The 13,521-nt window shown below is 59.7% G+C and carries 11 protein-coding genes; 3 read left to right on the forward strand and 8 right to left on the reverse strand.

Annotated features, from left to right (window positions below; translation table 11 throughout):
* Positions 1-3: 3 nt before the first annotated feature.
* The 4 genes from ACP7AL_RS04285 to ACP7AL_RS04300 all read right to left on the reverse strand — a co-directional run bounded on the left by ACP7AL_RS04285 (position 4) and on the right by ACP7AL_RS04300 (position 3,467).
* Positions 4-1,203: an alpha/beta fold hydrolase gene (locus ACP7AL_RS04285; RefSeq protein ID WP_425989207.1), complete on the reverse strand. Its 1,200-nt coding sequence runs from the start codon at positions 1,201-1,203 to the stop codon at positions 4-6.
* A gap of 34 nt (positions 1,204-1,237) precedes the next feature.
* Positions 1,238-2,689, reverse strand: coding sequence for a DUF4403 family protein (locus tag ACP7AL_RS04290; protein WP_425989209.1), 1,452 nt, complete (start codon positions 2,687-2,689; stop codon positions 1,238-1,240).
* Between the two features lie 16 nt (positions 2,690-2,705).
* Positions 2,706-3,035, reverse strand: a complete 330-nt coding sequence (locus ACP7AL_RS04295; RefSeq protein ID WP_425989211.1) for a hypothetical protein — start codon at positions 3,033-3,035, stop codon at positions 2,706-2,708.
* Between the two features lie 114 nt (positions 3,036-3,149).
* On the reverse strand, positions 3,150-3,467 hold the full coding sequence (locus tag ACP7AL_RS04300; RefSeq protein WP_425990020.1) for a GCG_CRPN prefix-to-repeats domain-containing protein: 318 nt from the start codon (positions 3,465-3,467) through the stop codon (positions 3,150-3,152).
* Between the two features lie 642 nt (positions 3,468-4,109).
* On the opposite strand from ACP7AL_RS04300, the gene ACP7AL_RS04305 reads away from it, so the two are divergent.
* Complete coding sequence (locus ACP7AL_RS04305; RefSeq protein WP_425989213.1) at positions 4,110-4,937, forward strand: c-type cytochrome; 828 nt, start codon at positions 4,110-4,112, stop codon at positions 4,935-4,937.
* Between the two features lie 411 nt (positions 4,938-5,348).
* Here the strand turns inward: ACP7AL_RS04305 and ACP7AL_RS04310 are convergent, their stop codons facing one another.
* Entirely contained in the window at positions 5,349-6,275 is a 927-nt protein-coding gene (locus tag ACP7AL_RS04310; protein WP_425989215.1) for a LysR substrate-binding domain-containing protein, read from the reverse strand.
* 312 nt (positions 6,276-6,587) lie between these two features.
* Here ACP7AL_RS04310 and ACP7AL_RS04315 point away from each other — a divergent pair, with 312 nt between their 5' ends.
* Complete coding sequence (locus tag ACP7AL_RS04315) at positions 6,588-8,384, forward strand: ABC transporter ATP-binding protein (RefSeq protein WP_425989217.1); 1,797 nt, start codon at positions 6,588-6,590, stop codon at positions 8,382-8,384.
* Positions 8,385-8,396: 12 nt separating this feature from the next.
* Positions 8,397-9,380, forward strand: coding sequence for a phospholipase D-like domain-containing protein (locus ACP7AL_RS04320; protein WP_425989219.1), 984 nt, complete (start codon positions 8,397-8,399; stop codon positions 9,378-9,380).
* A gap of 245 nt (positions 9,381-9,625) precedes the next feature.
* Here the strand turns inward: ACP7AL_RS04320 and ACP7AL_RS04325 are convergent, their stop codons facing one another.
* The 3 genes from ACP7AL_RS04325 to ACP7AL_RS04335 are packed head-to-tail and all read right to left on the reverse strand — an operon-like array spanning position 9,626 to position 13,518.
* A complete protein-coding gene (locus tag ACP7AL_RS04325; protein ID WP_425989221.1) occupies positions 9,626-10,069 on the reverse strand; it encodes a PTS sugar transporter subunit IIA in 444 nt (147 codons plus the stop codon).
* 45 nt (positions 10,070-10,114) lie between these two features.
* Positions 10,115-10,804 (reverse strand): response regulator transcription factor, encoded by a 690-nt coding sequence (locus tag ACP7AL_RS04330; RefSeq protein ID WP_024575731.1) that lies wholly within the window; start codon positions 10,802-10,804, stop codon positions 10,115-10,117.
* The gene (locus tag ACP7AL_RS04335; protein ID WP_425989225.1) at positions 10,801-13,518 is read right to left on the reverse strand and encodes a DUF4118 domain-containing protein; all 2,718 of its coding nucleotides are present in this window, start codon (positions 13,516-13,518) and stop codon (positions 10,801-10,803) included. Before ACP7AL_RS04335 ends, ACP7AL_RS04330 begins: the two co-directional genes overlap by 4 nt.
* Between the last annotated feature and the right edge of the window lie 3 nt (positions 13,519-13,521).

Here is a 13,521-nt window from a genome sequence, read left to right on the forward strand (position 1 = left end):
GGGTCAGCGAGCGGCAGAGCCGCAGTCGCTCGGCACGGCGTTTCCTGCAAACCTGTCCGCCATCCACGCGGTTGCGGCATCCGCGCTATCGCGGCCGGCAAAGCCGTGGCTGACGTTTGGCATCATCATGAAGCGCACCTTGCTTCCTGCCTCGCATAGTCGGTGCATATAGGTTTGTGTGACCTGCGGACGAACCAGGCCGTCGGTCGAGCCTTGCGCAAGGAAAACCGGAATTGATGGGTGCAACGTGCCGGGGGTGTTTTTAGCGAGCAGCGAACGCCACGGCTCGAGAGTTGCCGGATTTGCGACAGTGAGAAAATCCTGAGCCAAGGGCTTCGACGTTTCGCTGCGCAGCAGGATATCGAACACGGATTCGATACACTCGCCGGCAAGGCGATTTACCGTTGGCATCGCAGCGGGTGAAACGATCTTGTCGACGGATGCGCCGTAAACACGGTCCCATGACCAGACCGTCATCGCGGTTAAATTTCTTCCGCCGGTGGTGTTGAGATCGTCTGTCATCAGGGTGGCAAGATCGGTGGCGGGCGCAGCGGCAGCGACCCCGACGAGACGCAACTCCGGGGCATAACTCTTGGAGATCAGGCCGGTAAACAATGAAGCCTGACCGCCCTGGGAGTGGCCCCACACGGCATAGCGGTCACCGTTGGCAACACCGGGAAATGAGCGGGCAGCGCGAACGGAATCAATCACTGCCCGCGCCTCGCTGTCGCCGACGAGGTAGGGGTGCGGGCCGGGAGTACCTAACCCCGGATAATCGGTTGCGGTAATCGCAAAGCCGCGGTCGAGCAGCTGACGGCTGCCGGCAATCTGTTGAAAGATGAACATGGCCAGCGAAGGGGCGCATCGCGGGACGACACCTGTCGTGGGATGAGCCCAGGCAACGATTGGGCGGCCGCCTTCGGGGGCCGGACCGGTCGGAACAATGATCACACCGGAGACTGCGATGGGCCGCCCTTCCGGATTGGTGGATCGATAGAGAACGCGATATGCAGCCGCTCCATCCGGAGCACCGAACATCGGCTCCTGTCTGATAACAGTGCCGGGTGGTCCCGCAATTTCATCGTTGGATGCCTGATAGAAAGCCGTCTGAGCCTTCGCCTGCTGGCAGGCAAAAGCCAAAAGCTGACACGCCGCCAGCGCGCCGAGGACAATCCGGAATATGAGATTTGCGCTGAGGGTCATGTCAGATGTCCTTCCGACGCTCGAGAAACGGCGATCACATGCCGTAGAGAATTTTCAAATGGCCGCTGGCGCGCAGGTCGATCCGGATTGCATCGGGAAGGAGCGAGACTTGCGAGAGTCCGGCAGACGCCAGATTTCCTTCGCTGCGAAAGCCGCCCGTGAGGTGCCGGGTCAATCGTGCGTTGGCAGAGGCCAAAAGGGTTTGCCACTCGCTTTGGAATGCGAGACCAGCCTGCTGCCGCAGATCCTGCAAAAGAGCTGGATCGTTGAACAGCGCAGCAAGCGGTGAGCCTGCAGCCGTGGACGAGTCCGGCACCAGGGCCAGATCGCCGAACTGGACGGTCTGGGCATTTGCATCGACCTGCGGCGTTGCCGTCAGATAGATCCATGTGCCACCGCTCGCGGTATCGGCGGATGTGAGATGCAATCCCATCACCAGCTTGCCGGAAGAAGGATAGACCGAGATGTCCTGCACATTCGGACCACCGGTTTGAGCGCGCGCCGTCATGACGGCCTGGATTTTTTCCCGGATCTGGTCGTAGCTGATCGTCACCGGAAGGATGACGGAAAAGCCGCCGGGATTGGTCACATCGCTGCCGAGTGCCGGAAGCGGCGTCGGCACAGATGCAGACGGTTGCTGCCCGACAGATGTCTGTGTCGTTCCCGCCATTTCGATCGCACCCTCGAGAATGTCGCCGCGTGCATGCGTTCCTGAAAAAGCGATGGTTCGCGGTGTTGTCTTCAGCCAGATAGCGGGCGCGTCCACAATCTTCACGGTCGAGAACGCCTGCTGCCATGCGGCCTCAGCCTTGCCGCGAATGTCCATCGCCGCCACGCTCGCAGCGGCATCGCTGCGTACGCGCGACATCTGCGCTTGAATCTTCGGCTCGATGTAACGGGTCAGATCGATACGAAAACCCAGTATCTGGAGTGTCGGAGGTTCCTGCCAGCGGAAACCCTCTGTTATATCGAGTGAAACCGACCAGTCCGGCCGAAGCTGCGGTCGAGCCGTCGCATAAACCGTTAGCTGGCCTTCGCCGGTCCCGTGCAGCAATCTTGCGAAGCGTCCGATACCCTGGCCTGAGACGGAGCCGAACAGCGGGATCGCCGCAATCAGCCGGCCGTCTTCCGCGCGCAGGGAGATCGGTCCGGTGCGTTGCACGGAGCCGGAATATTCGCAATCGATATTGACCATGCGCCCGAGGATACGCCGGCTCCAGCAGCTTCGCCCTGAATCTTCGATCGTCGCAAGCTGTCTGGGGACTTTGCGTTCGAGCGCGCGATCAAGCGCCGACAATGAGAATTGCACGGTTGCGGAGACGCTTGAATCGGCCGTCGTCGCTGGCGGCGTATCCGCAGCCAGCGGCGGCTTTCCATCCGCAAGCGCCACGGAAGCCGTCAGGAGCGTCGCAAGTCCGATCGTGACGATACTGCCGACATAGCGGCTTTTGAGACTTTCCCGAAGCGTATGACAGTCGATGATCATGGTCAGCTCCCGTAATTCAGATCACTTCATAGGCAAACAGCGTCGCAACCAGCGTGATGGCCACCAGAGCGAAAATAAAAATTATGTCAGCGGCTTGCTCGAGCCGGGCGCAGAGTTTCGCTTTTCCTGCAAAGCGGATGGAAAGGTAGGAGGTGAGAGCTGACGCGAGAAAAGAGACTGCGGCGAGTGCCGCATACTCATCGACGCGCGTGCCGCCCGACCTCGCCTCGGCGACCTTCACAAGGCCGACCAGCGTCACACAAACGCCGATCATCGTGCCTGATACCGGCAGGATGTGGCTTGCGAGACTGTTGCTCTGTGTGAAAATTCGCGCTCGATCCGACATTTTCAACTACTCGATCTGGAGCTTGAATCGGTATTGCAAAGTGAGATCGCGCCGCAGGTTGCGTCAGCTAAGCATCGCAAAAAGTGCGGCGCGATTTCTCAAATCAACGGAATCCTACTGCCACTGACCATCCGGCAGACGGCCATGGAAAGGCGTGTTGCGGCAGTGACCGTATGGCCCGCGCCAGTAACCTTCGGGGCAACCGAACACCGGATGCGGCTCGGGCTGATAGTAACCGCCGGGCAGCGGACCGTAATACGGCGTGTTGCGGCAATGACCCCATGGGCCGCGCCAGGCATTCGGACCGCAGCCGCCGGAGACCTGAATGGTCAACGATTCCTGATTGACGATCGGTGCAGCGATGGGAGCCGCATGCGCAGCCGCGCAAACCGAAATGACGATTGCCGATGCGAGACCGACGACGATACCCATTCTCGATGTAAACATGGAAGTTCTCTCCTCTTTGCTTTTGATGTGCCAACCCAAGCCCACGCAGCGTCAATCGCTGCCTCAAGGCTTGGCGCTCCTTCGAACTTTCTTAAAGTTTGAACCGCGTCACACCCGTCATCTTAGTGGCGGGCCTGTGTGTCAGTGACGACTCCATCGTCGGCACCGGCATGGGGTTGTCGAATTGGCAGCGCCCCCGCTGAACGTGGCCGCATATGCGTCGATGCCGGACGCGAAAACAAATACAGTGTTGATATGCAGGTATCGGAGAAAGTTATGGGGGTGCCGAGATCGGCCGGTTCGCGATTTCCCGGCAAGTCGGACCGGGATAGTTCGGCGGCGGCGTCCTTGGGGCAGCGAAAAGAGCTTGCAAAGGAAGCTCTTCTGCAGAACTTTTGCGATCGGCTGACGTGAATGATCTTGTGGTCATCGACGGTGCGAGGGGCGATGCGGTTCTCTGGCCTTCATTTTCTTGAATTTCAATTGCCTGGATTGCGGGTGATCCTATTGGCGGCGATCGCGTTTGCAGTGGCGCCTTTGGATTTCGCATGTGCGCAAACTCAAGCTCCTGCCCTCTGGACTGTGCCTGAAGTCGGGGCGTTACCGAATGATGCGTTTGGCGGTCAGGTGCGTCGGGGCCGCGATCTAATCACCGCAACATATGCGCTGATCGGGCCGGAAGTCCCGGACCCCGCCAAGCGATTTGCCGGCAACAATCTTGCCTGCAGCAATTGCCATCTTGAAGCAGGCCGAAAGAAATTCGGATTGCCGATCTTCGGTCTGTTCGGGCTGTTTCCGCAATACAGTGCGCGTCGCGGAGCAGAGATCACCATTGAGGATCGGGTCAACTCCTGCATGGTTCGCAGTATGAACGGGCGCGAACTGCCGACGGACAGCCCGGAAATGCAGGCCATCGTGGCCTACATTCGATTTCTTTCTTCGGGCGTCGCTCCGGGCCAGATCGTGCCGGGGCTGGGCGCGGGTGCGATGCCGGAACTCCAGCGCGCGGCCGATCCTGTCCGTGGCCACGCGGTTTATGCGAAGTCCTGTCTTGCCTGTCACAACACGGATGGTTCAGGGATTCGTCGCAGCCTTCCGACGACCGATCTTGGTTACATGATGCCGCCGCTATGGGGGCCGGACAGCTTCAACAACGGTGCAGGAATGGCGCGGCTTATCACCGCTGCGAATTTCGTGCATTTCAACATGCCGCATGGTGCCGACTATCTGAATCCTCAACTGACGGTCGAGCAGGCCTGGGACGTCGCGGCCTATCTGATATCGCAGCCGCGCCCGAAGAAAGCGGGACTGGAAAAAGACTTCCCCGACCTGCTGCAAAAGCCTGTCGATGCGCCTTACGGCCCCTATGCTGACGGCTTCAGCGAGCAGCAGCATAAATACGGGCCATTTTCCCCGATACGGGCTGCGATTGCGCGCGCCAAGCAAAAGCAATGACCGGCATACGACCAAGAGCCACGATGTTGCATGCGCATATAACTGGCAGCGATATCGCTATATCCAGATGATATTTGAGCTTTCGTCCGATGCGTTCTTAAACGATCGATAAACAGCAAAGCCGAAATTTAATTATAGGTCTCCAGTCATGACAATAAAATCCAGTTCAATCGCCATTGCCGCATGTCTTGCTTTCGCGGCTTTGCCCGCCGGAGCCTTTGCGCAAGGTACATCCGATCAGAGATCAGCCTGCATGGGCGATGCGTTCCGATTCTGCAGCGCGGACATTCCGAATGTTGCAAAGATCGAGGCTTGCCTGAGCCAGAACAGGGCTAATCTCACGCCAGCTTGCGCGGCGGAGTTTCAGCCGGCGCAGACCACGCTTCTCAAGCCGGACCATTTCCGGAAGAACTAGTTCACGTCTGGCCCGATCCATTCGGCGCCAGGCCGTTTCGTTTCCTTGATTAGATCATGGGCGAAACGAATCAATGTGTCGCGCACAGCTTCGCCGGCATGCGTCAATGGAAAGTCGCTTGATGATATGATCGAACAGGTCATCCAGATCGGTGGCTCGATCAGCCGAGGCTGGCCGAGGCCTATCTGGCCCATCATGCCGGCATTGAGTATGGAATGGGCAAGGCCTGCGCGGATAGCTGACAGTTCGCTCGAAAGCGTATCCGTCTCGGCGATCACATTAGGTGCTAATCCTTCATTCGCGAACGAACGATCGATCAATATGCGTCGTGCATTCGGCGCGCTTGGCAGCACCAGCGGGAGCGAGGCAATATCTTTCAGCAACACGGGTCCATTCCGGTCAGCGAACTGAGCGTTGCTGATTAAAAACATCCGCTGACGGAATAGCGGCACGCGCGAGAACGCCGGAACCAGTTCATCCTCGAACACGATGGCCATATCGAGCTGATTGGAGATGATCCTCTGTTCGAGGGATTCGCTGTCCCCGTCAGCGAACTTTATCGTGACCTTGGGGATCCTTGCCCGACATGCCTCCAAAAAGGGGCCAGACATCGGCACCGACAGCGAAATGGCAAAGCCGAGGCTCACCTTGCCCTCGGCATCCGCGCCGCCGGATGCCAGCAGGCCGGGCAATTGCTCAAGCTCTATGAGAATCGAGGAGGCCTCGCGGTAAAGCACTTCGCCCGCAGGGGTGGGGCGCACGCCGCGGGATGTCCGCTGGAGGAGCGGCACGCCCATGCGTTCCTCAAGATCCGCAATCTGTTGGCTCAGGGCTGGCTGAGCCACATGTATCGTCGCGGCGGCACGGGAAAAACTGCCCGCTTCGACAATTTTAACGAAATAGCGCAGATGCCGGAATTGCATGATCGCCGGTTCTTATGAGCAAACATTATCATCAATCCGGCAATCGTATCCGTCCGGAGGCGGCACTTCAAATGGGCTGATCTGTCGCACAAGGCGTTTTCAGGCCGAGCCGCGAAAGCAGGCAGTCTACCGGCCATCCAGGCCCCGGCGGGGAGCCATATCTGCCGCCGATAGCCTCATATCAAAGCGGTATTTGAAAGGCCGATAGGCCGGGGGTACGTCTCCCGGCATCCGGTTCGGCGGACGGGCGTTCGGCGCCTGCATCGGCAAAACCATCAGACTTTCATCGATATCGAAACTGGGATTCGGCAAATGATACGTCTCGTCATCGATTTGCTTCGCCCCTACAGGGGACGGCTGCTCATCGTATTCCTTGCGATGCTGGTGGAAATCGCTGCAAGTCTTGCGGCCCCCTGGACCCTGAAACTCGTTCTGGACGATGCGCTCGGACAGCACCAGCTGCCCACTTGGCTTGCCTGGGCACATGACTATGGATTCGGACGGCATGCGATGGGCGTTGCGTTGTTCGCCGGAGTGGCGACGCTTGTCATCGCCATCGTCGGAGCGATTGCGACCTACATCGACAACTACTACACGACGAACATAGGCCAGTGGGTGGCGAACGACCTTCGGATTCGAATCTATCAGCATCTGCACCGGCTGTCCCTGCGCTACTACGATCACGCGAAAATCGGCTCGCTGATTTCAACGATCATGACCGACGTTGATACGTTGCAAGGTTTCGCATCGTCCTCCACTCTCGACATCCTCGTCGACTTCATCACCATCGTGTTCATGGTCGGCATCATGTTCTGGCTGGACTGGGATTTCACGCTGATCGCTCTTGGCGTGACGCCGTTCCTGCTGGTTTTTGTCTTCCGTCTGAAAAAAGCCGTGAAGGAAGTGACCCGCGCGGTCCGCGCCCGGCAAAGCGAGATGCTGTCCGTTGTTCAGCAGGGCCTGGGTTCGATTCGTGCGATCAAGGCTTTCGGCCGCCAGGATTTGGAGCTGGCCCGACTGGAGGCCGCGAGTCACGCGACCATCGGCGCCGCGCTCCGCGCGCGGCAGGTGAAATCGGTTCTGTCGCCTCTGGTCAGCGTCGTTGTCGCCGGATGTACGGCGATTGTGCTCTGGAAAGGAACGTCGCTGATCGTGGCGGGCACCATGACGGCCGGCGCATTGACGGTATATCTGGCTTACCTGGCCAAGTTCTTCAAACCGGTCAAGGATCTCGCCAGCATGACCAGTGCCGTTGCCCAGACGACCGTCGCGCTCGAGCGCATCCAGGATATCCTGTCTGCCGATGACATCATTCGTGTGCCGGATGACGCCCGAGATCCGGGCCGGGTTCTTGGCGGCATTCGTTTTGATCGTGTCGCATTCGGCTACGACAACGATACGTCCGTGCTGCGGGATGTCTCGTTCGAGATTCGTCCGGGGCAGGTGGTTGGTATTGTCGGCCCAACAGGGTCGGGAAAGTCGACGGTCCTTAGTCTCATTCCGCGTTTCTATGAAACGACGTTTGGGCGCATTCTGATCGACGGTCAGGATATTCGGGAGATGAAGCTGGCGGCGCTGCGCGAGCAGATCGGCTTTGTCCTCCAGGAAACCGTGCTGTTTCGCGGGACCATTCGCGAGAACATCGCTTACGGCCGGCCCGGTGCCACAGATGAAGACATCATCGCGGCGGCAAAAATCGCCAATGCGGATGAGTTCATTTCGCGTATGCCGAACGGCTACGACTCCCTCGTGGGCGAGCGCGGCGATACGCTTTCCGGCGGACAGCGGCAGCGAATCGGGATCGCGCGTGCCGTCATCCGTAATTCGCCCATCATGATTCTGGATGAGCCGACTGCGGCGCTTGATACCGAGTCCGAACATCTGGTGATCGAAGGCCTGCGGCGGCTGATGGCGGGCCGCACCGTCATCATGATCGCACATCGTCTCAGCACCATCAGGAACGCGGATAAAATCATTGTCCTGAAGGATGGTATCGTCGCTGAGGAAGGAACGAACCGCGAGCTTATCGCGCTCGGCGGCGTCTATGCGGAGCTTCATCGTATTCAGAACCAGCCAGCGCCCCGCGCGTCCCTTGCCGACGTGGCGTGAGAAGGACCGAAGATGTCACATTCCCTGATCGTGCTTCCTGACGATTCCGCCGCGTCCCTTGTCGATCCCATCAATGCGGCGGTGAAGTCGCTCAACATTCGCATGTTTCTCTTCACCGATCCGACCTTGATGAAGGCGGTCATCGCGGCACGTCATCGCGGCGTTCATGTGCGGGTGATGCTGAATCCGGCGCGGCGCAACGGTAAGGCCGATAACGAGGCCGCTCGAAAAAGACTGATTGCTGCCGGTATCGATGTTCGCGATAGCTGCCCGACCTTTGCACTGACCCATCAGAAATCAATGGTGGTGGATGACGAGGTCGGCTTTGTCGAGTCATTGAACTGGGAGACGCGGGATCTGATCGAGACGCGCGACTATGCCGTGATGACGACAAAAAAGTCCGAAGTCGAGGAAATGGTGAAGTGCTTCAATCTGGATTTCATGCACCTTCCGTTTGAGCCGCATGAAAAGTCGGACCTGATCTGGTGCCCCAACAACGGACGTGAACGGATCGCGGCGTTTATCGATTCGGCCAGACACACACTGTTTATCCAGAATGAACGCTATCAGGACACGGTGATCATCGAACGCATCGTGCGTGCGATCAATCGTGGCGTGAAGGTTCACATCATGGCGCGTCCGTCGCACAAGCTGAAGACCGAGAAAATGGTCGAAGGCGTGGGCGGCTTGCGGATCATGGAAGATATCGGTGCGAAAATTCATCGCATGAAGAACCTGAAGTTGCACGGCAAGGTTCTGCTCGCGGACGAGAAGCGTGCGATTGTAGGCTCAATCAATCTGACGCCGGGAAGTTTCGACGCGAGGCGCGAACTTGCTATTGAAACGGACAGCCGCCATGTGGTCGAGCGGCTCGCCGAAGTCGCCCATCACGACTGGAAACACTCGTCTGCCCTCGATTTGTCGGACGAGGGCCTGCTGGCCGAACTTCAGAAGCACAAGATGGAGGGTGCCAGACAGTTGGCACTGGGCCACTGATAAACATAACAGCGCCTCGCGAGTCGCATCCCGGATTTTCGCCCGCTTTCCAAGCCGAAAATGTCGCGAACATTAATCCGCTTTCTGCTCGCCATCCTTCCTCCTCTAGCTAGCAAATAGCTCACTGACGGAGAGGCAAACGCACGCATAGTCAGCAGGAAATGCCTAGAAAATGCGGGCTTTGCGAGCGCTTTCAAATCGGTGCAAATTCGCGCAAATAGTAATCTTCGCCCTCAGACCCCGACCTATCCGGTCATGACCGCGAAAAAGTCGGGCGCGCTTTTGGCGCGCCGCATGCGTTCAAGCATTCCGGCGGTCTTCAATGTCCGGGCGACAAGGGCCAGTACGGTCAGTTGATCGGCCTCGGGCGGCGGCGGGAGCAGCAGCATAAACACCAGGTCGACCGGCTGGCCATCGATCGCGTCGAAATCGACCGGCGGCTTCAGCCGCGCCACGAGGCCGTAAGGCCGTTTCACCACCGGCAAACGCGCATGTGGTATCGCAACGCCATTGCCCATCCCGGTTGACCCAAGTTGTTCGCGTTTCAGAAGCTCGGACGCGACATGGTCCGCCTGCAGGCCGAGGCTTGAGGCTGCCTTGCGCGCCAGATCCTGCAAGAGCTGCTGCTTGGTTGGCACGCGCAGATCGATGACGACATCGGCCGGAGCGAGAAAGTCGGAAATCTTCATAAATGATCCAGGAGTGTGCGACGTGCGCCGGGATGTGACGCTATTTCAGTCCGGTGCACGCAGCCGGTAGCCGATGCCCGTTTCGGTCAGAACATATTGCGGCCGTTCCGCATCGCCTTCGATCTTCTGCCTGAGCTGCCGCACATAGACGCGCAGATACTGCGCGTCGGTCAGCTCGTCCCACAATTCGTGCAGAAGAAACTTGTGGGTGAGCACCTTGCCGGCATGCTGAACCAGCACGCGCAACAGATCATACTCCTTCGGTGACAGCTTGATGTCCCTGTCGCCGACCTTGACGATGCGCCGGACCAGATCGACCGACAGATCGCCGGTGCGGAAAACCGGACGTTCGCCATGAACCTGCAATTGATGACGCAGCGCCGCCCTGATGCGCGCGAGCAGTTCATCCATGCCGAACGGCTTGGTGACATAATCGTCGGCGCCTAGATCGAGCGCCTGAACCTTGCCGGCCTCGTCGCCCCGGCTGGACAGAACAACAATCGGCACGCTTTCGTTGCGCGCACGGATCATGCGCAGAAGATCGTGGCCCTGAATGTCGGGCAGGCCGAGATCGAGAATCACAAGGTCCGGCTTGTTGTCCAGCAGCTCAAGCGCGGTCTTGCCGTTCGGCGCGTCGAGAATGTCATAGCCCTGCGTGCTCAGGCCCATCCGCAACAGCTTGCGGATCGGCGGCTCGTCATCGATCACCAGAATCTTCAGCGGCGCGGGGCTCATGCGGCGGTATCCAGTGTTTCGGTGATTTTGGGAATCGGAAGCCGGATCGTCAGAACGGCGCCGCTGCGATCCGACCGGTTCGCCGCCGAGATGGTGCCGTGCATGGCCTCCACAAATCCGCGTGAGATGGCAAGCCCAAGTCCGGTGCCCGGCCGGACATGGTCGCCCTTCTGCACGCGGTAGAACTTGTCGAAGATGGTTTCCAGTTCATCGGGCGGAATGCCGTCGCCCTCGTCCAGGATCTGGAGACAAACCGAATCGGTTTCGCGCCAGCTTTGAATCCGGATCTGACTTCCGGCTGGCGCATACTTCGCCGCATTGTCCAAAAGGTTGAACAAAACCTGCTCGAACAGAACAGCATCGAGATCGAGCATCGGCAGATCGGCCTGCAATTCCAGATCGACACGGTGCCGTATCAGAATCTTGCTGGCCCGCCGCAGTGCGCTGCCGACAACTTCGCCGAGATCATGCGGCGCGGAGTTCGGCACAATCGCGCCGGACTCAAGCTTGGTCATGTCGAGCAGGTTGGCGATGAACCGGTTGAGGCGCTCGGATTCATCGATGATCGTCGCAAGCAGATCGTTCTTCTCCGCGTCGGTCAACTGGCCCGACAGATCGCGCAGGGTGCTCGCAGACCCGAGTACAGACGACAGCGGCGTCTTCAGATCGTGTGAGATCGACGTGAGCAATGCGGACCGCAGCCGGTCAGTCTCGACCACGCGCTTGACGTGATCGATATCTTCCACGAGCCGCACGCGCTCGATCGCGAGCGCGCCCTGATCCATCAATGCGTCCAGCAGGCGGGTCTGGTCCGGCGTGAGGATCGGGCCGGTACGATCGTCGTCGATGCCGATGACGCCGATCGGTCCGCGGCCGGTGCGCATCGGCAGAAACAGCCGCTTCGCGCCGGGCAGGGTGTCCGAGCCGCGCCCCGCCGGACGATCATTGCTCCACGCCCAGTTGGCCGCCGCGAGATCGGCCTGATCGAGTTCGTCTTCGGGCGGGTAGCCCGCCTTGACAACGATGCGACCGTGCTCTGGGAGCAGCAGCACAACGCGCACCTTGAGCATCAGCGCTGTCTGGTACGCCGTCGCCCACAACACATCGTCCAGCGTCGCCGTTCCGGCGAGCTTTCGGCTGAACGAATAGAGATACTCGGTCGTGCGCGCCCTGCCCGTCGCCATCACGGCCTGGGTCCGCACCCGCGCCGCAACGTTGGACACAATCATTGCGATCAGCATGAAGAAGAAGAACGCCGCAACATTGGTCGGATCGGTGATGGTGAACGTATAGACCGGCGGAAGAAAAAAGAAATTGTAACACAGCGACGCCGCGATACTGGCGACCAGCGACGGGAACAGACCGAACCGGACCGCCACCGTCACAACGACAGTCAGAAACACGAGGTCGACGTTCTCGATGCCGAGAAACGGAAAGATCAGTTTGCTGATTCCGAGGGCGACGGCGACAAGCGCCAAAGACCAGACATACGGCACCGGGTCGGCGGCTTCCGCGCGCTCCGCCGTCCGCACGCCCTTAGCCGCGAATGTCTCCGGATCGAGCTTGTCACCGGCGATGACATGGATGCTGATATTGCCAGCGCGCCGCACCAGATCGTGAACCACCGAGCCGCGCACCAGTTCGAACCACCAGGAACGGGTGGCCTTCCCGATCACGATCTGGGTGACATTGTTGGCGCGCGCGAAGGTGAGAATATCGTCGGCAATGCGGCGTTCGACGGCCGGGATCGTCAGGGCATCGGCACCCAGCGCTTCCGCAAGCCGCAAGGTGGTTGCGATCCTGTCGCGCTCGGCATCGCTGAGCTGCAGGCTCCGCCGGGTTTCGATGCAGATGGCCGTCCACGGCGCATGCAGCCGGTCAGCCAGCCGTTTGCTATAACGAATCAAACCGGCGCTGCGCGGGTCCTCGCTGACGCAAACCAGAATCCGCTCGCCCGCGGCCCATGGCCCCGAAATGGCATTGGCCTGCATGTGATTGAGCAGTTGCTCGTCGACACGCTCGGCGGTTCGCCGCAGCGCCAGTTCACGCAGCGCGGTCAGATTGCCCGGCGAAAAGTAATGCTCGAGCGCGCGCTCGGCCTGCTTGGGAACGTAGACCTTGCCTTCCTTGAGGCGCTGGATCAGATCGCCCGGTGTCAGATCGACCAGTTCGATGTCGTCAGCACGGTCGATGATGGAATCGGGAACGGTCTCGCGCACGCGCACGCGCGTGATCTGCGCCACGACATCGTTCAGGCTTTCGATGTGCTGGATATTGACGGCGGTGTAGACGTCGATGCCGTTATCCAGCAGTTCCTCGACATCCATGTAGCGCTTCGGATGGCGGCTGCCGGGCGCATTGGTGTGCGCGAGCTCGTCGACAATGGCGAGCTTCGGCCGCCGCGCCAGCAATCCATCGAGATCCATCTCGTCGAGAGTCTGGCCCTTGTAGGCCAGCGCCTTGCGGGGAAGGATTTCAAGACCGTGCAGCAGCGCCTGCGTTTCCAGCCGGCCATGGGTCTCGACCACGCCGACCACAACATCCACGCCGGCCTTCACCTTGGCATGCGCGCTTTGCAGCATCTCGTAGGTCTTGCCGACGCCGGGAGCCGCGCCAAGAAAAATCTTGAGACGGCCGCTGCCGTTTTCACGGCGGGCCGCCTCAAGCAGCGCTTCCGGCGAGGGCCGTTGTTCAGGATCGCGGTTGGTTGCCATCAG

Source organism: Afipia sp. DC4300-2b1 (assembly GCF_049895725.1).
Taxonomy (GTDB): domain Bacteria; phylum Pseudomonadota; class Alphaproteobacteria; order Rhizobiales; family Xanthobacteraceae; genus Afipia; species Afipia broomeae.